Annotated in this window: 17 protein-coding genes; 7 read left to right on the top strand and 10 right to left on the bottom strand. The window is 67.7% G+C overall.

What is annotated here, in order from left to right; translation table 11 throughout:
- Positions 1–41: 41 nt before the first annotated feature.
- Positions 42–629, top strand: coding sequence for a TetR/AcrR family transcriptional regulator (locus JKF87_RS06590; protein WP_201098551.1), 588 nt, complete (start codon positions 42–44; stop codon positions 627–629).
- A gap of 22 nt (positions 630–651) precedes the next feature.
- Here the strand turns inward: JKF87_RS06590 and JKF87_RS06585 are convergent, their stop codons facing one another.
- A complete protein-coding gene (locus tag JKF87_RS06585) occupies positions 652–3,111 on the bottom strand; it encodes a DNA translocase FtsK (RefSeq protein ID WP_201098549.1) in 2,460 nt (819 codons plus the stop codon).
- Between the two features lie 140 nt (positions 3,112–3,251).
- Here JKF87_RS06585 and JKF87_RS06580 point away from each other — a divergent pair, with 140 nt between their 5' ends.
- A complete protein-coding gene (locus JKF87_RS06580; protein ID WP_201098547.1) occupies positions 3,252–4,505 on the top strand; it encodes a UbiH/UbiF/VisC/COQ6 family ubiquinone biosynthesis hydroxylase in 1,254 nt (417 codons plus the stop codon).
- Positions 4,506–4,508: 3 nt separating this feature from the next.
- On the opposite strand, the gene JKF87_RS06575 is transcribed toward JKF87_RS06580, so the two are convergent.
- The 6 genes from JKF87_RS06575 to dapF all read right to left on the bottom strand — a co-directional run bounded on the left by JKF87_RS06575 (position 4,509) and on the right by dapF (position 10,358).
- Positions 4,509–4,826 carry a hypothetical protein gene (locus tag JKF87_RS06575; protein WP_201098545.1) on the bottom strand — a complete coding sequence of 106 codons (318 nt, stop codon included), beginning with the start codon at positions 4,824–4,826 and terminating at the stop codon, positions 4,509–4,511.
- A gap of 15 nt (positions 4,827–4,841) precedes the next feature.
- Positions 4,842–5,657: a transglutaminase family protein gene (locus JKF87_RS06570; RefSeq protein ID WP_201098543.1), complete on the bottom strand. Its 816-nt coding sequence runs from the start codon at positions 5,655–5,657 to the stop codon at positions 4,842–4,844.
- 22 nt (positions 5,658–5,679) lie between these two features.
- Positions 5,680–6,084: a YraN family protein gene (locus JKF87_RS06565; RefSeq protein WP_201098541.1), complete on the bottom strand. Its 405-nt coding sequence runs from the start codon at positions 6,082–6,084 to the stop codon at positions 5,680–5,682.
- Entirely contained in the window at positions 6,081–6,953 is an 873-nt protein-coding gene (rsmI, locus tag JKF87_RS06560; RefSeq protein ID WP_201098539.1) for a 16S rRNA (cytidine(1402)-2'-O)-methyltransferase, read from the bottom strand. The genes JKF87_RS06565 and rsmI overlap by 4 nt, the downstream gene beginning before the upstream one ends.
- A 42-nt stretch (positions 6,954–6,995) precedes the next feature.
- Positions 6,996–9,326 carry an NADP-dependent malic enzyme gene (locus JKF87_RS06555; RefSeq protein ID WP_201098537.1) on the bottom strand — a complete coding sequence of 777 codons (2,331 nt, stop codon included), beginning with the start codon at positions 9,324–9,326 and terminating at the stop codon, positions 6,996–6,998.
- A 201-nt stretch (positions 9,327–9,527) separates the two neighbouring features.
- On the bottom strand, positions 9,528–10,358 hold the full coding sequence (gene dapF, locus JKF87_RS06550) for a diaminopimelate epimerase (protein ID WP_201098535.1): 831 nt from the start codon (positions 10,356–10,358) through the stop codon (positions 9,528–9,530).
- A gap of 165 nt (positions 10,359–10,523) precedes the next feature.
- On the opposite strand from dapF, the gene JKF87_RS06545 reads away from it, so the two are divergent.
- The 4 genes from JKF87_RS06545 (at position 10,524) to JKF87_RS06530 (ending at position 16,679) form a co-directional block, all read left to right on the top strand.
- The gene (locus tag JKF87_RS06545; protein WP_201098533.1) at positions 10,524–11,345 is read left to right on the top strand and encodes a potassium channel family protein; all 822 of its coding nucleotides are present in this window, start codon (positions 10,524–10,526) and stop codon (positions 11,343–11,345) included.
- A gap of 98 nt (positions 11,346–11,443) precedes the next feature.
- Positions 11,444–13,609, top strand: a complete 2,166-nt coding sequence (locus JKF87_RS06540; RefSeq protein ID WP_201098531.1) for a prolyl oligopeptidase family serine peptidase — start codon at positions 11,444–11,446, stop codon at positions 13,607–13,609.
- 56 nt (positions 13,610–13,665) lie between these two features.
- Positions 13,666–15,867, top strand: a complete 2,202-nt coding sequence (locus JKF87_RS06535; RefSeq protein WP_201098529.1) for a prolyl oligopeptidase family serine peptidase — start codon at positions 13,666–13,668, stop codon at positions 15,865–15,867.
- A 59-nt stretch (positions 15,868–15,926) separates the two neighbouring features.
- Positions 15,927–16,679 (top strand): DUF1223 domain-containing protein, encoded by a 753-nt coding sequence (locus tag JKF87_RS06530; RefSeq protein ID WP_201098527.1) that lies wholly within the window; start codon positions 15,927–15,929, stop codon positions 16,677–16,679.
- 6 nt (positions 16,680–16,685) lie between these two features.
- On the opposite strand, the gene JKF87_RS06525 is transcribed toward JKF87_RS06530, so the two are convergent.
- Both JKF87_RS06525 and glpK read right to left on the bottom strand, forming a co-directional pair.
- A complete protein-coding gene (locus JKF87_RS06525; RefSeq protein ID WP_201098525.1) occupies positions 16,686–17,756 on the bottom strand; it encodes a phosphotransferase in 1,071 nt (356 codons plus the stop codon).
- Complete coding sequence (gene glpK, locus JKF87_RS06520) at positions 17,749–19,287, bottom strand: glycerol kinase GlpK (protein WP_201098523.1); 1,539 nt, start codon at positions 19,285–19,287, stop codon at positions 17,749–17,751. Before glpK ends, JKF87_RS06525 begins: the two co-directional genes overlap by 8 nt.
- Positions 19,288–19,450: 163 nt before the next feature.
- Here glpK and JKF87_RS06515 point away from each other — a divergent pair, with 163 nt between their 5' ends.
- Positions 19,451–19,906, top strand: coding sequence for a MaoC family dehydratase (locus tag JKF87_RS06515; RefSeq protein ID WP_201098521.1), 456 nt, complete (start codon positions 19,451–19,453; stop codon positions 19,904–19,906).
- 67 nt (positions 19,907–19,973) lie between these two features.
- On the opposite strand, the gene infB is transcribed toward JKF87_RS06515, so the two are convergent.
- Entirely contained in the window at positions 19,974–23,024 is a 3,051-nt protein-coding gene (infB, locus tag JKF87_RS06510; RefSeq protein ID WP_201098519.1) for a translation initiation factor IF-2, read from the bottom strand.
- Positions 23,025–23,088 lie beyond the last annotated feature (64 nt).

Genomic DNA, 23,088 nt, shown 5'->3' with positions numbered 1-23,088 from the left:
GTCAAGCATTTATGTAGCAAGAATTATAGAAAGGCTGGCCCGTGCCCCCGCGTGGAAGACCCCGAAAATTCGACCGCGACCAGGCGCTTCAGCAGGCGTTGCAGATCTTCTGGGAAAAGGGGTTCGAGGCCGCCCAAGTCGGCGATCTGACCGCGGCCATGGGCATCAATCCGCCCAGCTTCTACGCAGCCTTCAAGTCCAAAGAAGCCCTGTTCCATGAGGCGTTCGACCTCTACCTCTCGACCATCGGGGCGCGCAGCATCACCGCGCTGGACGCCACGCCCGATGTCCGGGCCGCCATCCACGCCATGTTGGCCGCCAGCGCCGATAACGCGCTGGGCGCCCCCCGTGCGGCAGGCTGTCTTGCCGCCCTGGGGCTGGTGAACTCACCCCATGACCATGTTTTGCGCCAACGCATGGCGTCCGAAAGACGCGCCATGATCCAGCGCATCCATATCCGTCTCGAAAAAGGCCGCAGCGAGGGCCAACTGCCCCCAGACGCCGACACATCCGGCCTGGCCGTCTTCTACGCCTCCGTCGTTCTGGCCCTGTCGCTTCAGGCGCAGGACGGCGCAGATCGGCCGGAACTCATGGCCACGATCCAGGGCGCGATGCACGCCCTGAACTGACGCCCCACGGCCGCAGCAACCTTCACACCATCGGCGGCGGACCGGCCAGGACGTCACGCTTGCCGGCGTGGTTGGCCTGCGAGACGACGCCTTCCTGCTCCATCCGTTCGATCAGGGAGGCGGCGCGGTTATAGCCGATCTGCAGACGGCGCTGGACGTAGCTGGTCGAGGCCTTGCGGTCGCGGGTGACCACGGCGACCGCGCGATCATACAGGTCGTCGCCGGAACCGCCGTTTCCGCCCTCGTCAAAGGCGTTGTCGCCGTCGCCGTCCGGTTCGTCGGTGATCAGGTCCAGATAGTCGGGTTCGGCCTGGGCCTTCAGGTGTTTGCAGACGTCCTCGACCTCCTTGTCGTCGACGAAGGGGCCGTGCAGGCGGGTGATGCGCCCGCCGCCCGCCATATAGAGCATGTCGCCCTGACCCAGCAGCTGTTCGCCCCCCTGTTCGCCCAGGATGGTGCGGCTGTCGATCTTGGAGGTGACCTGGAAAGATATCCGGGTCGGGAAGTTGGCCTTGATGGTGCCGGTGATGACGTCCACCGACGGGCGCTGCGTGGCCATGATCAGGTGGATGCCCGCGGCGCGCGCCATCTGGGCCAGACGCTGGACGGCGCCCTCCACATCCTTGCCCGCAACCAGCATCAGGTCGGCCATTTCGTCCATGACCACGACCAGGAAGGGCAGCGGCTCGGGCCGGATCTTCTCGGACTCGTAAACGGGGCGGCCCTGATCGTCGAAGCCGGTCTGGACGGTGCGTTCGAAATGTTCGCCCTTCTCCTGCGCCTCACGGGCGCGTTCGTTGTAGGAGGCGATGTTGCGCACGCCCAGCTTGGACATGCGGCGATAGCGGTCCTCCATCTCGCGCACCGTCCATTTCAGGGCGACGACCGCCTTCTTCGGATCGGTGACGACCGGGGCCAGCAGGTGCGGAATGCCGTCATAGACCGACAGCTCCAGCATCTTGGGGTCGATCATGATGAAGCGGCATTCGGCCGGGCTGTGGCGATACAGGATCGACAGGATCATGGCGTTGACCCCGACCGACTTGCCCGAGCCGGTGGTGCCCGCGATCAGCAGGTGGGGCATGCGCGCCAGGTCGGCGACATAGGGCTCGCCGCCGATGGTCTCGCCCAGAGCCAGCGGCAGAAGGTGGCCCTTCTTGTCGTATTCGGCGCTGGCCAGAAGGTCGCGCAGATAGACGGTCTCGCGCTTGGCGTTGGGCAGTTCGATGCCGATGGCGTTGCGCCCCTGAACCACGCTGATGCGGCAGGCGCGGGCGGACATGGAGCGGGCGATGTCGTCGGCCAGGGCCACGACGCGGCCATGCTTCACGCCCGGCGCCGGGACCAGTTCGTACAGGGTGACCACCGGGCCGGGGCGGATCTGGTCGATCACCCCGCGCACGCCAAACTCCTGCAGCACGCCTTCCAGCATCTTGGCGTTCTGTTTCAGCGAATCCTCATCGACCGAGGCGGTGCGCTGGCCGGGCTTGCTCAATATGCCCAGCGGCGGCAGGTCGAAGTCGCCCTCTGGCCGGGTGAAATCGAAGGCCTGCTGGTCCAGATCGTCCTTGCGCGCCTTGGGCGCCTTGACGGCGGCGACGCGCGGTTCGACGGCGCGGGAGGCAGACGGGCGCGGCGCGGTCTCGACCGGCAGGGCCTCCTCCCACGGCGGCAGATCGTCATAAGCCGTTTGTGACCCGGCCTGGGCCTCATCGGCGTAGGTCGGGGCCTCGGCCTCATAGGCCGGTTCATCCTGGGCGGCCGCGCGGGGGGCGGCCTTGGCCCTGGCCGACTTGGCGGGGGCGTCTTCAGACGGTTTGGCGCGCTGGGCCTTCTTGACGGCGGCCTGCGGCGCGGCGGGCGCCCGCAGCGACTTGCCCCAGTGCAGGGCGTCGATGAAGTCCATCGCGCGGATGCCCACGGCGTAGGCCAGCATCCACAGACTGGCGATCAGGAAGATCAGACCGGCGATGATCCGTCCAGCGGGAATATGCAGGGCGGTGATCCCCTTGGCGGCCAGGCCGGTGACGGCGTCGCCCCACAGACCGCCAAGACCGGCCGCCAAGGGCCAGGCGGCGGGCGCAGCCAGCGCCGCCAGGGCGCTGGACAGCAGCAGCGTCCCGCCCGTCGCCGCCAGCGCCTTCAACGGCGTCGGCTTCAATCTTTGCTGCAGGGCGTCGCCCACCGCGCGGGCCACGCCGAAGGCGATCAGCAGCAGGGCCGCGGGCCAGGCCGCCAGCCCCAGCGACTGCATGAAGATGTCGGCGAACAGGGCGCCGTTCACACCCAGCCAATTGGTCGTCGGCAGGCTGGAGGCCGCGTTCAGGCTGGCGTCCGCCGGATTCCACGAGATCAGGGCGACCAGCAGCAGCGCCGCCAGCAGGGCCTGCAGCACGCCCCTGAACCGCACGACAAACGGCGCGTCCCACAGGATGCGGGCGCTGATCCAGGCCTGACGGCTGATGGCGAGGGCGGTGGACATGAAGGGCGGAACCTTCCTGGCGGCTGACGTTCGGCAGCCCTTGTCGCACCCACAGGGTTAAGAGCCCATTTACCAGAGCCGCCGCTGCGAAGACGTTTCGCCCTCTGGACCTTTGGGCCGCCCGGCGCGACAAGCCTGTCATGTCCGACACCGAAACCTACGACATCATCATCGCAGGCGCGGGCCTGACCGGCGCAGCCTTCGCGCTGGCGGCGGCGCAGGGCGGGCTGAAGGTGGTCATGATCGACCCCCAGCCGTTCGACGCCCAGCTGGCGCCGACGTTCGACGGGCGTTCGACCGCCATCGCCTTTTCGACCTTCCGCATGCTGGACGCCTTGGGGCTGGGCGAGGATCTGCGCCCCCACGCCTGCCGGATGGACCATATTCTGGTCACGGATGGGCGCCGGCCGGGCGCGGCCAGCTCGGCCCCCTCCTCCGCCTTCCTGCGCTTCGACGCTGACGAGATCGGCGGGCGCACGGGCGGAGAGCCTCTGGGCTATCTGGTCGAGAACCGCCGCATCCGCGTGGCCCTGGCCCAGGCGGTGATCCGGGCGGGGATCGAGGTTCGCGCGCCCGCCTCTGTGGCTTCGGTCACTACGGACGCGGGCAAGGCGACGGTGACCCTGGCCGATGGTTCAACCCTGACCGCGCCTCTGGTCGTCGGCGCCGAGGGACGCGGATCGACCGTTCGCCGGGCCGCCGGGATCGAGACGGTGGGCTGGACCTATGGCCAGAGCGGCGTCGTCGCGACGGTGCGGATGGGCCGCGACCACGGCAATGTCGCCCACGAATATTTCCTGCCCAGCGGCCCCTTCGCCATCCTGCCCCTGACCGACCAGCGCGCCAGTCTGGTCTGGACCGAAAGCACCCGCCGGGGCGAGGCCCTGCGCTCAGCCTCGGACGAGGCCTTCCACGCCCATCTGATGCGCCGCTTCGGCGAGTTTCTGGAGGATGTGACGGTCGAGGGGCCGCGCTTCGTCTATCCGCTGTCGCTCAGCCTGGCCGAAAAGCTGATCGCCCCGCGCATCGCCCTGATCGGCGACGCCGCCCATGGTGTGCATCCCATCGCCGGACAGGGGCTGAACATGGGCCTGAAGGACGCCGCCGCCCTGGCCGAGGTGCTGGCCGAGGCCGCGCGTCTGGGCGAGGATCTGGGCTCTGAGACGGTGCTGGAGCGCTACGCCCGCTGGCGCCGGTTCGACAATGCGGCGCTGGCGGCGGGCTTCGACGCCTTCGTGCGCCTGTTCTCCAACGACATCGCCCCGGTGCGGTTCGCGCGCAATCTGGGCATGGCCGCCGTCAACCGCATCGGCCCCCTGCGCCGCGCCTTCATGCAGGAGGCGGGCGGCGCGACGGGCGACCTGCCCCGTCTGCTGCGCGGCGAGCCGGTTTAGGTCCTATGCCGGCTTAAGCCGTTCAATCACACGGCCAACGCCGATAAGCCTGTCCCCTTCTTGAATACGCCATTCACGGCCATTCTGAAGAAGATCATTCAGTTCCGGGGCATCGAAGAATTCAATAGTGACGTCTCTTGTCTCTCCCGGGTGACAAGGCGCAGTCCCGAAATCGATCTGACCGATCATCATCTCTGATCGGTCGTTGTCGAAGAAACCATGATTGGGTCTGTATCGACCATAGACCGGCAAGGTGCGCCCGCCCTCATCTGCTGACAAAAGCCTGATCCGGGCTTTCACCACGATCGCTCCATCAGCCAAGATCGCCTCCGGGGATCAATTCAACCGCATCCGCAGCCGTTCGAAACTGCTCGAACGCTGGGCTTCCTCCAGTCCGTTCAGCCCGTGCGCCTGTGACAGGGCCTGAAGCGAACCGGCCAGGGCGCCCTGTTTCTCACGCGCGGAGGCCACGTCCAGCCAGTGACGATGGTCGTCCGGCGCCAGCAGCGCGCGGCGCAGGGCCGAGCGTTCGGCGCCGACATAGTCCTGGCTGCGTATGGCGCGGTGAAACAGCATGTTCTGCAGCCGGATCAGGGACTCGCGGTCCGACACCGGCGTCATCAACACCTCCAGCCGGTCGGCGACCTGCGGCGTCAGACCGGCGCGCAGGGCGCGGCGGGTCAGTTCGCTGGGCATGACCAGCCGCCCATGGGCGAAGGGGTCCAGCGCCACCGGCCCGACAGGGGTCTCGACGCGGACCATGAAATGGCCGGGAAAATCGACGCCGGCCGCGTTCAATCCCGCCGCGCGGGCGGCGTGCAGATAGAAGATCGCCAGGGCCGCCGACAGGCCGCGCCGCCGCTCGGCCACGTCAATGATGTCGGTGTTGGCCGGGTCGTCATGGTTCAACAGATCGCCATTCAGACGCAGGTCCGAGCCCATGGTTTCGGACAGGGCGTCGTCAGGACTTTCAGTCGCCACCCGCTCCTTCAAACGCTCGCAGGCGCTTTGGGCCAGGGTGCGCACGGGTTCGACATCGCGCAGCGGATAGTCATGAATGGCGCAGGCGATTGCGGCCTCCAGCAAGGGGAAGGCGGCGTCGTCGGCTTCGCCCGCCGACGTCAGGATGGCCTCGGCCTCCTCACGCGTCATACGCCCCGGATCCTCGTTTGCGTCAGACGCCCCGAACATGACGTGGAAAGCGGCCGGGGGCCAGCGCCACGATATCAATTCTCAAATCAAGAGCTTGCAGGGCCGGGCGATTGCGCCTGACGGCCTCGCCCGCTGCGGCCAGACGCTGTCTCTGGGCGGGTTTCAACGCCTCAATCGCCGCCTGGACAGTCGAACGACGCTTGACCTCGACCACCGCCAGAACCCGGCCGCGTCGGGCCAGAATGTCGATCTCGCCGCCGCGCGCCTTCAGCCGGAAGCCCAGGATCTGATAGCCCTTGACCATCAGCAGCGCCGCCGCAATCCATTCGGCGGCATGTCCGGACTTGAACGCCTGCCCGCCCTTCGCCTGCCGCCACGCCGCCTTGGGACGACGGATCGGCGCCGGGCGAGGCAGGCGTTCGCTCACTTGCCCTGAAGCTCCAGCGCGCGGCGATACAGGGTCTTGCGGTTCATCCCAAGGGCCCTGGCCACCTCGGAAGCGGCCTCGCCCGTCGGCAGGCGTTTCAGCGCCTCGGTCAAGGCGGCGTCGGCGTCGGCCTCTGACGCCTGTTCCACTTCGCCCGGCCCGATCACCACGACGATCTCGCCCTTGGGCGCATCCAGCTTCGGATGGACGGCCAGTTCATCCAGCGTCCCCCGCACGCATTCCTCGTAAAGCTTGGTCAGTTCGCGCGCGACGGCGGCGGGGCGCGGGCCCAGCACGGCGGCCATGTCGGTCAGACTGTCCTTCAGGCGCGGACCGCTTTCGAAGAAGACCAGGGTCTGGCGCTGGCCCTTCAACGCCTCCAGCGCGGCGCGGCGTCCGGCGGTCTTGTTCGGCAGGAAGCCGGCGAACAGCACCCGGTCGGCAGGCAAACCGGCGATGCACAGGGCGGCCAGCAGGCTGGACGGGCCGGGGATCGGATGGACCGGCAGACCCTCGGCGATCACGGCGCGGGCCACGACAAAGCCGGGGTCGCTGACCAGAGGGGTTCCGGCGTCAGACACCAGGGCCACCACCTGGCCTTCGCGCAGACGCTCGATGGCCAGTTCGGCGGCGCGGGCCGACGCATGGTCGTCACAGCGTTCCAGCTTGGCCTTCAACCCATAGGCCGACAGCAGTTTGGCCGTGACGCGGGTGTCTTCGGCCAGCACCAGATCGGCGGCGGCCAGCACATCCAGCGCCCTCAGCGTCATGTCGCGCAGGTTGCCGATCGGCGTGGCGACCAGATAGAGGCCCGGTTCGACCCGTCGCGGCGGCGGGGCGGTCGGGGGATAGAGTGCAGGCTCGTTCATCGGCGGACCGTGCCTGCACCCGTCGCGGGGTTCAAGCCGTGATCAGCGCTCGACCAGGGCCGCAGGCGGCCGAGGCGACGAGGTCAGCCCTGTGCCCTGGAAGGCGGGCCCGGCGTCATAGGCCGCAAAGGTCGCCGCCGTGATGATTTCCGACACCGAGGCGCCCAGAGACACGATCTGCACCGGTTTCTCCAGACCGACCAGCAGCGGACCGATCAGGGTCGCCCCCTCCAGCGCCTGGACCAGCTTGGTCGAGATGGCGGCGGAATGGATGGCGGGCATGACCAGGGTGTTGGCGGGCTTGCTCAGGCGGTTGAACGGATAGGCGGGGTGCCCCTTGGGATCCAGGGCGACTTCTGGGGGCATTTCGCCTTCATATTCGAAATCGACGCCGATCTTGTCCAGGATGCGGATGGCCTCGCGCACCTTCTCGCTGCGGTCGCCGGGCGGGTTGCCGAAGGTCGAATAGGACAGGAAGGCCACGCGCGGATTGCGGCCCAGCTTGCGCACCGTCTCGGCGGCCTTGATGGCGATTTCGGCCAGCTCCTCGGCGCCCGGCAGTTCGTGGATGGTGGTGTCGGCGACGAACAGGGTGCGGCCCTTGGCCAGCAGGATCGACAGGCCGATCAGGGTGTCGTCCACGTCCAGAACGCGCTGCACCTCCTTCAGGGCCATGTTGAAGTTGCGGGTCACGCCCGCGACCATGCCGTCGGCCCGGCCCTTGGCGACCAGGGTGGCGGCGTAATAGTTGCGGTCCTGGTTGATCATCCGCTGCACGTCACGGCGCAGATAGCCCCGACGCTGCAGTTTCTCGTACAGCCAGTCGGTGTCCTCGACATTGTGGCCCGAGACGCGGGCGTTGGTGATCTCGATGCCCATGTCGTCGAAGTTGAACCCGGCCTCGGCGGCGTTCTGACGGATCAGGTCCTCGCGTCCGACCAGGATGGGCGTGCCCAGTTCGGCCTGTTTGAAGCCCCAGGCGGCGCGGATGACGGCGGGCTCCTCGCCCTCGGCGAAGACGATGCGCTTGTCCGCCCCGCCGCGCACGGCCGAGTTGATCTTCTGCATCAGGGCCGCCGACGGATCGACACGCGAGCGCAGGGCGTCGCGATAGGCGTCCATGTCGTCGATCTGCACGCGGGCCACGCCCGTATCCATCGCCGCCTGAGCGATGAAGGGCGGGATGTACCAGATCAGGCGCGGATCGAACGGAGTCGGGATGATGTAGTCCGGGCCGAACTTCAGCTTGCGCCCGCGATAGGCGGCGGCGACCTCGTCCGGCACATCCTCGCGGGCCAGGGCCGCCAGGGCCTGGGCGCAGGCGACCTTCATCTCGTGGTTCACCCGGCGCGCACGCACGTCCAGCGCGCCCCGGAACAGATAGGGGAAGGCCAGGACGTTGTTGACCTGGTTCACATAGTCCGAGCGCCCGGTGGCGATGATGGCGTCGGAGCGGACGGACTGGACGTCCTCCGGCGTGATTTCAGGGTCCGGATTGGCCATGGCGAAGATGATCGGATTGGGCGCCATGGAGGCGACCATCTCCTTGGTGATCGCGCCCTTGGCCGACAGACCCAGCACCACGTCGGCGCCGACCATGGCCTCGGCCAAAGTGCGGAAGGGGGTGTCGGTGGCGTGGGCGGCCTTCCACTGGTCCATGCCGTGCTCGCGGCCCTTATAGACCACGCCGTCACGGTCGCAGATGACGGTGTTCTCGGCCTTGACCCCCGCCGCCTTCATCAGGGCGATGGAGGACAGGCCCGCAGCGCCTGCGCCCGCCAGAACCACCTTGACCTCGTCCAGCCGCTTGCCCGCGATATGGACGGCGTTGATCAGGCCGGCGGTCGAGATGATGGCCGTGCCGTGCTGGTCGTCATGAAAGACGGGGATGTCCAGCAGATCCTGAAGCTCGCTCTCGATCACGAAGCATTCCGGGGACTTGATGTCCTCCAGATTGATGCCGCCCCAGGTGTCGCCGATGTTCTTGACCACGGTGATGAACTCGTCCGGATCGGTGGTCTTCACCTCGACGTCGAAGCTGTCGACGTCGGCGAAACGTTTGAACAGGACGGATTTGCCCTCCATCACCGGCTTGGAGGCCATGTGGCCCAGATTGCCCAGACCCAGGATGGCCGTGCCGTTCGAGATGACGGCGACCATGTTTCCCTTGGAGGTGTAGTCATAGGCCTTGTCCGCATCGGCGGCGATGGCCAGCACCGGCACGGCGACGCCCGGCGAATAGGCCAGCGACAGGTCGCGCTGGGTCGCCATCGGCTTGGTCGGCGCCATCGAAATCTTGCCCGGCGTCGGAATGCGGTGGAAGTCCAGCGCCTCTTCGTCGGAGAAGGTCTGTTTGTCGGTTTGATCGGGCATGATGTCGGGCGTTTCCGGGCGCGTCGTTTCTGGTTGTCTTGCCTGTTCCTAAAGCGGGCGGGAAGACGGGACAACCACAGAGCCGGGAACACGGCCTGACAGGCCGCAAAAGCAAGATCTGCGGCGGTCTGCGCGATATTTGTGCGGAAAAGGTGACCGTGCGGAAGCTGTTCGTGCGGATTGCCGCAAAAACCCGTTGGGTCAGATCGCCAGGACGCCCGTCCGCTCGATCTCCACCGGGCCTGTCATGAAGACGTGGTCGGTTTCGGCGTCCCAGTCGATGACCATTTCGCCGCCGTCCACAACCACCGTCGCCCTGCGTTCCGTCAGGCCGCGCCGGGCGGTGGCGACCAGGGCGGCGCAGGCGCCGGTGCCGCACGCCTTGGTCAGGCCCGCGCCCCGCTCCCAGACGCGCAGGCGGATATGGTCGCGGTCCAGCACGTTTGCGAAACCGACATTGACCCCTTCTGGAAACAGGGGGTGATGCTCGACCAGAGAACCCGAGCCGGTGATGAAGGCGTCGTCCTGGCGGTCGGTGAAGAAGACGACATGCGGATTGCCCATCGAGACGGCGCCCGGCGTGTGCAGGACCGGCGCGTCGATGGGGCCGACCTGCAGCTCGATGTTGCGAGTGTCCATCTCCTCGGAGAGCGGCACCTGGGCCCAGTCCAGACGCGGCTTGCCCATGTCCACGGTGACGCGGTGGTCGCCTGCGCGGGTCGCCGTGGCCGGGCCGCCCGTCGTGTCGATCACGACCCGGTCCGAGCCATTGGCCTGCATCAGCAGCCAGCCGACACAGCGCAGGGCGTTGCCACAGGTCTCGACCATCGAGCCGTCTGCGTTCCACACCCGCATGAAGGCGTCGGCGTTGTCGGACGGCTCGATCGCGATCAGCTGGTCGAACCCCTCGCCCGAGGCGCGCTCGCCCAGCGCCCGCACCTGATCGACAGTGGGGTTGAAGGGCTGCTCCAGCGCATTGACGACGACGAAGTCGTTGCCGGCGCCGTTCATCTTGACGAAGGGACGGGTCATGCCGAGCCATATAGGCGCGCTGGCGGCGCTGCGCGATCCCCTTGTTCTTCGGCATCCGCAACCAGGCCGACTGCAGGCGGACGCTGTAAGCATTGGACACCAGGGGCGGCGCGCTGTTCAGTGGCGGTTCGCCGGGCCGCGTGTTCGGAGCGAAGGAAGGTCCAGTTGGCCCAAAAGAAAACCGAGGCGGGAACCGGCGCGGACGCCGAACCCAGAGGCGAGGGCCTGCGTCTGCGGACCTGGCTGCGCTACCTCTATCACGGCTCACGCCCGCTGGCGGTCAAGTTCCGCCTGGCGGTGATCGTGGTCGACGTGGCCATCATCGCCTTCTTCCTGGCCTCCCCGATCCTGAAGAACATGGGCTGGGCCTTCTATGTTCTGGACTATGTGATCGCGGCCCTGCTTGCGGCGGATCTGGCGGCGCGGGCCTATGCCTACGCCGACATCAAGGACTGGCTGAAGCGGCCCATCGTCTGGGTGGACCTGTTCGTGCTGGCGACCCTGCTGTTCCCGGCCTGGCTGTTCAACCTGGGCTTCCTGCGGATGCTGCGGCTGTGGACCCTGCTGAACTCGGACTTCTTCTGGCGCACCGTGGGCCACAGGTTCGATGACACGCGGGTCGAGGGTATCGTCCGCGCCATGGCCAATCTGGTCACCTTCGTCTTCGTGGCCACCGGCTTCGTCTATGCGACCTTCCTGGGGCACGAAGGGATCGCGGGCTATGTCGACGCCCTCTATTTCACCGTGGCGACCCTGACGACGACGGGGTTCGGCGACGTGACCCTGCCGGGGCCGACGGGCAAGCTGCTGTCCATCGCCATCATGCTGGTGGGAATCACCCTGTTTTTGCGCCTGGCCCAGGCCCTGATCAAACCAGCCAAGGTGTCCTATCCCTGCGACCGCTGCGGCCTGCACAAGCACGACGCCGACGCCGTCCACTGCAAGGCCTGCGGCAATCTGCTCTGCATCCCGGACGAGGGTTCGTAATAGGGATCATGACAATGTCGTAACCTTTGGGGCGGTCGCTTGCCGCCCCGGCGCCCGTCGTTAAGGTGCGTACAACCTAACATTTCGGGATTCATTGCATGATCCGTTCGTCCGCCGCCGTTCTCGCGGCTCTTCTCGCCTCCACCAGTCTGACCTCGATCGCCATGGCCCAAACCCAGCCCCCGACGCCTGCCGCCTCCACCGGCTTCGCGACCAGCGAGGCGACCGATCCCTATGTCTGGCTGGAGGATGTCGAGGGCGAGCGGGCGATGGAATGGGTGCGCGCCCACAACGCCCATTCGCTGGGCGTCCTGCAGGGCGACCCCCGCTATGAGACCCTGCACCAGCAGGCGCTGGAGATCGTGCAGTCGCGCGACCGCATCCCCTCGCCCGGCTTCACCCACGACGGCCATATCGACAATTTCTGGCAGGACGCCGAACACGTCCGCGGCATCTGGCGTCGCACGACGCTGGACAGCTACCGCACGACGGCGCCCCAGTGGGAGACGATCCTGGACTTCGACGCCCTGTCCACGGCCGAGGGCGCCAACTGGGTCTATAAGGGTTCGACCTGCCTGCAACCCGAAGAGCGCTACTGCCTGATCAGCCTGTCGAACGGCGGCAAGGATGCGGTGACCCTGCGCGAGTTCGACAGCGTCGAACGCAAATTCGTCGAGGGCGGCATCGTCCTGCCGGAATCCAAGGGCGGCGCCGACTGGATCGACAAGGACACCCTGCTGGTGTCGCGCGACTTCGGCCCCGGCACCCTGACCGAGTCCGGCTATCCGATGGTGGTCAAGCGCCTGAAGCGCGGACAGACGCTGGAGCAGGCCGAAACCCTGTTCACCGGCGAACCGAGCGATGTTTCGGTGTCCGCCTACACCCTGCGCGACGCCGACGGGGTGCTGAAGGCCACCCTGATCAACCGCGCCATCGACTTCTATTCGTCCGAGACCTGGCGGGTGGAGAGCGACGGAACCCTGGTGCGCCTGCCGCTGCCGGCCAAGTCCGACATCGACGGTCTGGTCGACGGCCGCCTGATCGTGACGGTCAAGGAGAACTGGACCGCGCCCTCGGGTCAGGCCTTCCAGACCGGCGACGTCATCGCCTGGCCGCTGGACGCCTGGCTGGCCGATCCCAAGACCATGGCCCAGGTGGTGCTGCGCCCGACCGAGCGTCAGTCGGTCGAATCCATCCGCGCCACCCGCCATCATCTGGTGGTCGCCCTTTATGAGAACGTGCGCGGTTCGGTGCGCGTCTATCAGCCCGGCGACTGGTCCTATTCGACCCTGGACCTGCCGCAGAACGTCTCGGTCGGCGTCGGCTCCGCGTCCGAAAAGGACGACCGCGTCTTCGTCAGCGTCACCGGCTATCTGAACCCGTCCAGCCTGTGGCTGGCCGATGCGTCGACCGGCGCGGTCGAGCAGGTCAAGTCCATGCCCGCCAAGTTCGACGCGACCGGCATGACGGTGGACCAGCACGAGGCCCGATCCGCCGACGGCACGATGATCCCCTATTTCGTGGTCCATAAGTCGGCCATGCCGCTGGATGGATCGAACCCGACCCTGCTGTACGGCTATGGCGGGTTCCAGAGCTCGCTGCTGCCCGGCTATTCGGCGACGGTGGGCAAGCTGTGGCTGGAGCGCGGCGGCGTCTATGTCATCGCCAACACGCGCGGCGGCGGCGAGTTCGGCCCCCGCTGGCACGAGGCGGCCCTGCAGCAGAACCGCCAGCGCGCGCATGAAGACTTCCAGGCCGTGGCCCTGGACCTGATCGCCCGCAACATCACCAGCCAGCCCAAGCTGGGGATCATGGGCGGCTCGCAGGGCGGGCTGTTCATGGGGGCGATGCTGACCCAGCGCCCGGACCTGATCAACGCCGCCGTCATTCAGGTGCCCCTGTTCGACATGCTGCGCTTCCACAAGCTGTTGGCGGGCGCGTCGTGGATCGGCGAATACGGCAACCCGGACATCCCCGAGCAACGCGCCTGGATCGAGCAGTATTCGCCCTATCAGAACCTGCGCGCGGGCCAGCCCTATCCCGAGGTCTTCATCCACACCTCGACCAAGGACGACCGCGTCCATCCGGGCCACGCCCGCAAGGCGGCGGCGCGTCTGGAGGAACTGGGCTATCCGGTTCTGTTCTATGAGAACACCGACGGCGGCCACGCGGCGGGCGCGAATCTGCGCGAGACCGCGCGTCGTCTGGCGCTGGAATACACCTATCTGTCGCGCCGTCTGATGGACACGCCCGCCCAACAGTAGGTTCTTTATGTCCTCCCCCGCAGCGCGGGGGAGGATCATCGAAGCGGAGTTTTTGAATGCGTCACCTGATCCTGTCCGCCGCCATTCCGGCCCTTCTGATGGCCGCCGCGCCCGCGCTGGCCCAGAACGCCGCCTCGGGGGCTTCGTCCGCCATCAGCCGCACGCCCGCGCCCCACTTCCCGCGCGACCTGAGCCCGGCCGGTGTCGCGGCGGCGGACGATCATCTGGCGCTGGAGCAGGTGGACGGCGCCGAGGCCATGGCCTTTGTCGCCGAGGAGAACAGGAAGTCGCTGGCCGCCCTGACCGGCGACCGACGCTATGAAACCTTCCGCCGCGAGGCCGAGGCCATCCTGACCGCCACCGACCGCATCCCCACGCCCCGCTTCCTGGGGGATGGGATCGCCAACTTCTGGCAGGACGCGGCCAATCCCAAGGGGGTGTGGCGCCGCACGACGCTGGCCAGCTATCGCACCGCCAATCCGCAGTGGGAGACCCTGCTCGACATCGACGTCCTGTCGAAAGCCGAAGGCAAGGACTGGGTGTTCAAGGGCGCCGACTGCCTGGCGCCCGACGAGACCCGGTGCCTGATCAGCCTGTCCGACGGCGGCAAGGACGCCGTGGTTGTGCGCGAGTTCGACACCACGACTAAACAGTTCGCAGCCGACGGCTTCAACCTGCCCGAGGGCAAGCACCGCATCGAATGGCTGGACCGCGACACCCTGCTGGTCGCCACGGATTTCGGCGCCGGAACCCTGACCGAGTCGGGCTATCCCTTCATCGTCAAGACGCTGAAGCGCGGCCAGACCCTGGCCCAGGCGGTCGAGGTCTATCGCGGCGATCAGTCCGACGGCGGATACGGCGTCAGCCCGTCCGTCTATCGCGACAAGGACGGCAAGGTCACCGCCGTCATCATCACCCGCCCGCTGGACACCTTCCGGTCCGAGACCTGGAGCGTGGCGCATGACGGCAAGACGCAGAAGCTGAACCTGCCGGAGCGTGTCGGCGTCTATGGCGTGATTGATGGTCGTCTGGTCTTCTCGCCGGACCAGGCCTGGAGCTTCGACGGTCAGGATTATCTCGCCGGATCTCTGCTGGCCCTGCCGCTGGGCGTGTTGGGGCAGACACGTCTGGACATCCACATCGGTCGCGATACCGCAGTCATCTTCCAGCCGACCGCGCGTCAGGCGCTGCAGGACGTCGCCGTCCTGTCCGACGCCGTGGTCGCCGCCGTGACCGACAATGTGGCCGGGGCGTTGACGCGTTTCCGTCCCCAAAGGCAGGGTTGGACGGCGACATCGATCAATGTTCCTGCGAACCTCGCCGTCAGTCTAGGCGATGCCTCCAAATCGCGCGGCGAGGTCTTCGTCTCGACCCAGGGCTTCCTCGTGCCGCCGACCCTGAGCCTGGCCAATGTCGGCGCGGCGACCCTGACCGAACTGAAATCCGCCCCCGCCAAGTTCGACGCCTCACACGACATCACCGAACAATATGAGGCGACATCGACCGACGGGACGAAGATCCCCTATTTCATCACCCGTCCGCGCGACATGAAGCTGGACGGGTCGAACCCGACCATCATGTTGGGCTACGGCGGTTTCCAGGTCAGCCTGAACCCGGCCTACAAGCCCGAGATGGGCAAGCTGTGGCTGGAGCGGGGCGGCGTCTTTGTTCAGGCCAATATCCGCGGCGGCGGCGAGTTCGGCCCCGACTGGCACCAGGCGGCCCTGAAGGAGAACCGCCAGCGCGCCTTCGACGACTTCGCCGCCGTGGCCCGTGATCTGGAACAGCGCGGCGTCACCAGCCCGCGCCGTCTGGGCATATACGGCCGCTCGAACGGCGGCGTGCTGACTTCCGTCTCCATCACCCAGCACCCGGAGCTGTTCAATGCGGCGGTGATCGAAAGCCCGCTGGTCGACATGCTGCGCTATCAGGACCTGCCCGCAGGCGCCTCGTGGATCGGTGAATACGGCGACCCGCGCATTCCGGGCGACGCCGCCTTCATCGCCCGCTATTCGGCCTATCAGCAGCTGCGCCCCGGCGCCGCCTATCCGCGCGTCTATCTGACCACCAACACTCGCGACGACCGCGTCCATCCCGGCCATGCGCGCAAGTTCGCCGCGCGTCTGGGCGACCTGGGCTATGACCACCTCTATTACGAAGACACGGCGGGCGGTCACTCCAACGACGCCGATCCGGTGGCCAACGCCCGCCGCTGGGCCCGCCACTATGTCTATCTGTCGCAACAGCTGATGGACTGAGCGCGCTTTCACGCACTTATGAGGCGCTCTGGCGAATAGCGAAGTCTAAGAACGGGACCATGAAAACCAAGGGCTGGGTCATTGCGGGCACGGTGATAGCGGGCGCCCTTCTGTCGATGGGCGCCTCGGCCCAGCCGACGGGAACGCGCGCGGCCCTGACCCGGCACGCCGCCAGCAACAGTCCGCCCGTGGTGATCGAACTGTTCACCGCCCAGGGCTGCGGCAGCTGCATCGAGGCCAATGCGGCGGTCGAGCGCGCGGCGGGCGATCCAGGCGTGATCGCCCTGACTTACGGCGTCGACTACTGGGACTATCTGGGCTGGACCGACACCTTCGCCCAGCCCAAGTTCTCGGAGCGCCAGCGGGCCTATCGCTCGGCGCTTCGCCTGCGCGGCGTCTCGACCCCGGAAGTGGTCATCGACGGCCGCCGCCAGATGTCAGGGGCGCGCGCCGCCGAGCTGGAGGCGGCCATCGGCGAGGAGGCCAGCCGCCTGAACTGGCCGCCCCAGATCGAGTTCCGTGAGACCGGCGACCGCGTGGGCGTCGGTTCGGGCCGCGCGCCCGCAGGCGGCGCCGAGGTGATCGCCGTCACCTACACGCCCGGCCCCCAGGTGGTTCAGGTGCGGACCGGCGAGAATCGCGGCCAGTCGGTGCGCCACATCAATGTGGTGCGCGACATCAAACGCCTGGGCGACTGGCGCGGACGCCCCGTCCTGTTCCACCTGCCCCACGCCACGGAGGGAGAGGCCGTCGTCGTCCTGGTCCAGTCCAAGGACAGCCGCCAGATCATCGGCGCGGCCGCGCAGGACTGACGGGCCTCAGGCCCCCGCCTTCTTCGCAAATCCCCAGGCCGCGTCGCTGAGCGGGCCGACCTGTGCGGCCATGGTCCTGGCGTGGGCGCTGGCGGCGGTGCCGTCGCGAACGCGGCCTGCAATGCCCTGACAGATGGCCGACAGGCGGAACAGATTATAGGCGTACAGCCAGTCCAGATTGGCCGGTTTCAGACCCGTTCTGGCGGCATAGCGTTCGACCGTTTCTTCGACCGAGGGAATGCCCAGGGCCTCAAGGTCGGCTCCCGCCAGACCATTGCGCAGGCTGGCGGGAATGGCCCAGCCGATCAGCAGATAGGAGAAGTCGGCCATCGGGTCGCCCAGGGTCGACAGCTCCCAGTCCAGCACGGCGCGCACCTCGGCCCGGTCGGGCGCCAGGATCATATTGTCCAGACGGAAGTCGCCGTGGACGATGCGGCTTGGCCCCTCGGGCGGCAGGCTTTCGGGCAGGAAGGCGATAAGCCGGTCCATGGAGGCGATCGGCTCGATCTCGGACGCGCGATACTGTTTGGTCCAGCGCCCGACCTGACGGGCGAAATAATTGCCCGCCTTGCCATAGTCCGCCAGGCCGATGGCGTCGGGATCAAAGGCGTGCAGGGCGGCCAGGGTGTCGGTCTGGGCCTCATAAATGGCGCGCCGCTCCAGCGGGGTCAGGCCGGGCAGTTTCAGGTCCCAGAAGATGCGCCCCTCGACCTTGTCCATGACATAGAACATCGAGCCGATAACGGCATCATCCGTGCACAGAGCATAGGATCGGGCGACAGGGAAACCCTGCGCCGCCAGGGCTGAAATGACCTGGAACTCGCGGTCCACGGCGTGGGCGCTGGGCAGCAGGACGCCCGGCGGCTTGCGACGCAGCACATAGGCGGCGGTCGGGGTGGTCAACTCATAGGTCGGGTTCGACTGGCCGCCCTTGAACTGGCGCACCGTCAAAGGCCCGGCGTAGCCCGCGACATTCTCGGCCATCCAGGCGTCGAGCGCCGCCTCGTTCAGCTGATAACGCGGATCCACGTCGCGCGTGCCGGAAAAGGCGGATTGGGCGTCCAGGGTCTCAGTCATTCACATCCTCCGCCGTCCCGTCTTCAGCGGGGTCGTGCGCTGCAACAATGGCGGCCTTCACGGCCCGACGCCAGCCCGAAAGCAGCCGTTTGCGTTCATCCGCCGTCATGCGCGGGGTCCAGCGCGCGGGGGCTTCCGCAGGGTGAGCCTCCAGATCAGGGATCAGGCCGACGCCGAATGCGGCCAGACGCGCCGCCCCCAGGGCCGTCATTTCCTGAAAGGCCGGACGCTCCACCACCACGTCGCAGATGTCGGCGACGAACTGCATGGCGAAGCTGTTGGCGGTGACGCCGCCGTCAACCTTCAGCGTCTTCAGCGCGGGGGCGCCGTCGGCGGCGAGCGCGTCCAGCAGATCGCGGGTCTGATAGGCCAGGGCCTCCAGCGCGGCGCGGACGAAATGGGCCGGTCCGGCGTCGCGCGTCAGTCCGACGACGGTTCCGCGCGCCTGCGGCTCCCACCAGGGCGCGCCCAGGCCGGTGAAGCCCGGCACCAGATAGACCCCGCCATTGTCCGGCAGGCTCTGGGCCATGGCCTCGGACTGGCGCGATTCCGAAATCAGCTTGACCCCGTCCCTCAGCCACTGGATCGCCGATCCCGCCGAGAAGATCGACCCCTCCAGCGCATAGGCCGTCTGGTCCGCCGCCGCATAGCCCAGCGTGCCCAGAAGCCGTCGGGTCGAGATCACCGGCTGGTCCCCGACATTGGCCATCAGGAAGGCGCCGGTGCCATAGGTGATCTTGGCGTCGCCGGGCTTCAGCGCGCCATGCCCGACCAGGGCCGCCTGCTGGTCTCCCGCCGATCCGGCGATGGGCAGGGCGCGTCCAAACAGCTCGGCCTCGCTTTCACCGACCACCTCGGCGCAGCCCGCGATGCGCGGCAGGGCGGCGCGCGGAACCTGGAACAGGGCGCACAGATCGTCGCGCCATTGCAGCGTCTTCAGATCGACCAGCGAGGTGCGCGAGGCGTTGGAGGCGTCCGTCGCATGCTCGCGCCCGTGGGTCAGTTTCCAGATCAGCCAGCTGTCGATGGTGCCCAGCTTCACCTCACCCTTTTCGGCCCGCTCTCGCGATCCGGGCACGGCGTCCAGCAGCCAGGCGAACTTGGTCGCCGAGAAATAGGGATCCAGGATCAGGCCCGTGGCCTGTTGAACGGCGGCCTCATGTCCTTCCGCCGCCAGACGGCTGGTCACGGCGGCGGTGCGGCGGTCCTGCCAGACGATGGCCCGGTGCAGGGGTTCGCCCGTCGCAGCATCCCAGATCACCGCCGTTTCACGCTGGTTGGTGATGCCGATGGCGGCGAACCGGCTGACCCCGCCCGCCTTGCGGATCACCTCGCGGCAGGTCTGGAGCGTGGCGGACCAGATTTCGGCGGCGTCATGCTCGACCCAGCCGGAGCGGGGGAAATGCTGGGCCAGTTCGATCTGGCTGACGGCGACGGGGCGCAGGTCGGAGGGCTGATCCCCCGAAGTCAGTTGAAAGGCGATGGCTCGGGTCGAGGTGGTGCCCTGGTCGATGGCGAGGATCAGGCTCATCAGCGGTTCCCATGCGAAGCGGCGGCGATGCGGACCTGATCGGAGCATAGGACGAAGGCGGGGGCCAGCGCCTTGCGCCGCTTGCGGCCATCCGCCCTTTTCTTCGCGGCGCAGGACGTTAAATCTGACGGCTTCGTACAGATTGGAACAAGGGGAGACGCACATGACCAAGCCCAGCGAACTGGCGGGCCTGATCGGCCAGGAGGTCGGGGTTTCGAAATGGATCGAGGTCACCCAGGCGCGCATCGACGCCTTCGCCGACTGCACCGAGGACCATCAGTTCATCCATGTGGACCCGCAGGCCGCCAAGGCCACGCCGTTCGGCGGGACCATCGCACACGGCTTCCTGACCCTCAGCCTGGCCTCGGCCATGAGCTATGACGCCGTGCCGCCGCTGGAGGGCGTGGTGATGGGGGTCAACTACGGCTTCGACAAGCTGCGCTTCCTGGCGCCCGTGCCCGCGGGATCGAAGGTGCGGGGCCGGTTCAAGCTGCTGGCCGCCGACGACAAGGGTGGCGGCCGCTGGCTGCTGAAGCACGAACTGACCGTCGAGATCGAAGGCGCCGACAAGCCCGCCCTGATCGCCGAATGGCTGGGGATGCAGATGGTCGGCGGCTGATCCGCCGCCAAACCCGTCCGTCAAAGAAAAAAGGCCCGGAACCTGAGTTCCGGGCCTTTCGTCTGTTCTAGTCCAAGGTGCGCTTGATCTCTTCGACCGTGAAGCACTCGATGTAGTCGCCTTCCTTGATGTCCTGGAAGCCCTGGAACTGCATGCCGCACTCCTGGCCCGAGGGCACCTCGTTGACCTCGTCCTTGAAGCGTTTGAGCGTGTTGAGCACGCCCAGCTCCAGCACCACCACGTCGTCGCGGATGATGCGGACGCGGGCGCCCTTGCGCACGACGCCTTCGGTGACGCGGCAACCGGCGATCTTGCCGATCTTGGAGATGTCGAACACCTGCAGGACGGCGGCGTTGCCCAGGAAGGTTTCCCGTTGCAGCGGCGCCAGCATGCCCGACAGCACGCCCTTAATGTCATCCAGCAGGTCGTAGATGATCGAATAGTAGCGGATCTCGACGCCCTCGCGGTCGGCCAGATCACGCGCCTGTTTCGACGCACGAACATTGAAGCCCAGGATCGGCGCACCGGCCGACTTGGCCAGGTTGACGTCGCTCTCGGTGATGCCGCCAGCGCCCGAATAGACCGTACGGGCGCGCACTTCGTCCGTGCCCATCTTGTCCAGCGAACCCACGATGGCTTCGGCCGAACCCTGCACGTCCGCCTTGATGACGACCGGCAGCTCAGAGGCCTTCTTCGTACCCAGCTTGGCCATCATGTCGACCAGCGACACCGAACCACCCGAGACCTGCGCCTTCTCACGCTTCACGCGCTGACGGTATTCGGTCAGCTCGCGGGCGCGGGCTTCGGAATCCACGACGGCGAAGACGTCGCCCGGAGACGGGGCTTCGTCCAGACCCAGGATCTCGACCGGAACCGACGGACCGGCTTCGGTCAGCTGTTCGTTGCGCTCGTTCAGCAAGGCGCGGACCTTGCCCCACGAACCGCCGGCGACGACGATGTCGCCGCGTTTCAGCGTGCCGCGCTTGACCAGGACGGTGCCGACGGGGCCGCGGCCCTTGTCCAGCTTGGCCTCGATGACCACGCCTTCCGCCGAACGATCGGGGTTGGCGCGCAGGTCCATGACCTCGGCCTGAACCAGGATGGCTTCAAGCAGGCCGTCCAGGTTGGTGCGGTTCTTGGCCGACACCTCGATGATCTGGGTTTCGCCACCCAGGCTCTCGGCGATGACCTCGTACTGCAGCAGTTCGTTGACCACCTTCAGCGAGTTGGCGTCTGGCTTGTCGATCTTGTTCACCGCCACGATCAGGGGCGCATTGGCGGCCTTGGCGTGCTGGATGGCTTCGATCGTCTGCGGCATGACGCCGTCGTCGGCGGCGACGACCAGCACCACGATGTCGGTCACATTGGCGCCGCGCGCCCGCATGGCCGAGAAGGCGGCGTGGCCCGGGGTGTCCAGGAAGGTGACCTTCTGGCCATCTTCCAGACGCACCTGATAGGCGCCGATGTGCTGGGTGATGCCGCCGGCTTCGCCGCCCGCCACATCCGTGGTGCGCAGCGCGTCCAGCAGCGAGGTCTTGCCGTGGTCGACGTGGCCCATGATGGCCACGACCGGGGCGCGGGTTTCGGTAGCGATCTCGTCGTCGGCCTCGGCGATGAAGCCGGTTTCGACGTCGGATTCCGACACGCGACGCACGGCCATGCCGAATTCTTCAGCCACCAGTTCGGCGGTGTCGGAATCGATCACGTCGTTGATCTTCATCATCATGCCCTGACGCATCAGGAATTTGATGATGTCGACGCCGCGGACGGCCATCCGGTTGGACAGCTCCTGCACGGTGATGACGTCGGGAATGACCACTTCGCGCGGACGGTTCGGCGCGTCGGTCGAGCCGCCCTTGCGCTTTTCCTTCTCGCGTTCGCGGGCCCGGCGGACAGAAGCCAGCGAGCGCATCCGCTCGGCGGCGTCGCCGTCGCCGACCACCGACTGGATGGTCATGCGGCCTTCGCGGCGCTTGGGCTCGCCGCGCGTGCGGCTGACCGCCTTGCCGGCGTCGGAGAAACGCTTGTCGCGATCGTCGTCACGGCCGACCGGACGGCCGAAGCCGGCGCCGGGGGCGCGGCTGGGGCGCGCCACTTCGGGCGTTGCGGGGGGCGCGTTCGGTGCGGCGCGGCCGCCAGGGCCGGAGCGCGCGCCGCCAGGACGGGCCGCACCCGGCGCCGGGCGCGGGTTCAGCGCCGAATAGCGGACGGGCTCCGCCGGCTTGGCGCCTTGCGGACGCTGGCCGCCGGGGCCGGAACGCGTGTTTTGCGCACGATCACCCTGCGGGCGTTCGTTCTGCGGACGATCCGTATAGGAACGCTCGCCGCCGCCCATCGCCTGTTCACGGGCCGAACGGCCGCCGAAAGCGGGACGTTCAGCCGGAGCACGCTGCGGGTTGCCGGGCTTGGGCACGCGCTGGCCGAAGTTGACCACGGGCCGCGCCGGACGGGCCGGAGCCGCAGGGGCTGCGGGCGCCGGGGTCTGGGTCGCGGTCGGGGCGGCAGGAGCCGGAGTCGGCGCGGGCGTCGGCGCCGCTGCGACAGGCGCAGCAGGCTTGGGCGCGGGCTTGGCCGGTGTCGGTGCGGCTGCGGCCAGCTTGGCGGCCTCGGCGCGCGCGGCGTCAGCGGCGGCCTTGGCGGCGGCGGCTTCTTCGCGGGCGGCCTGTGCGGCGCGCTCGGTGGCGGCGGCCTGTTCGCGGGCGGCGTTCTCGGCCGCCAGCTTGGCGGCGGCGGCGGCGCGCTCGCGTTCGGCGTTGGCCTGCGTCGCCATGGCGATGGCGCGGCGACGCGCTTCCTGCTCCTCGGGCGACAGGGCGCCGCCGGCGGGTTGCGGCGAACGCTGGCCCTGCGGGCGCGACTGCGACTGCTGCGGACGCGCGACATCGAAGCCCTGGGGACGTTGCGGTCCGCCAGCGCCGGGACGGCGCTTGGTTTCGACCACCACCGTCTTGGATCGGCCATGGCTGAAGCTCTGCTTCACGGTCCCGGTCGAAACCGATCCCGCAGCGCGCGGCTTAAGGCTCAGCGGAGCGCGCGGCCCCGACTGGGACGGCGTGCCGCCCTGATTGCCTTGTCCGGCGCCTGGGCCTTGGTTGGTCTTGTCGTTTTCGTCGCTCATCCGGTCGCTTTACTAGGGGCGGAAAAGCCCGCCGTCGTCTCAATACCCATGAACGACCGTGAGC

This window comes from Brevundimonas nasdae, assembly GCF_016654005.1.
In the GTDB taxonomy this organism is placed as follows: Bacteria; Pseudomonadota; Alphaproteobacteria; order Caulobacterales; family Caulobacteraceae; genus Brevundimonas; species Brevundimonas nasdae.
The sequence above is the reverse complement of the archived record's forward strand: the minus strand, read 5'-3'. Positions and strand labels throughout refer to the sequence as shown.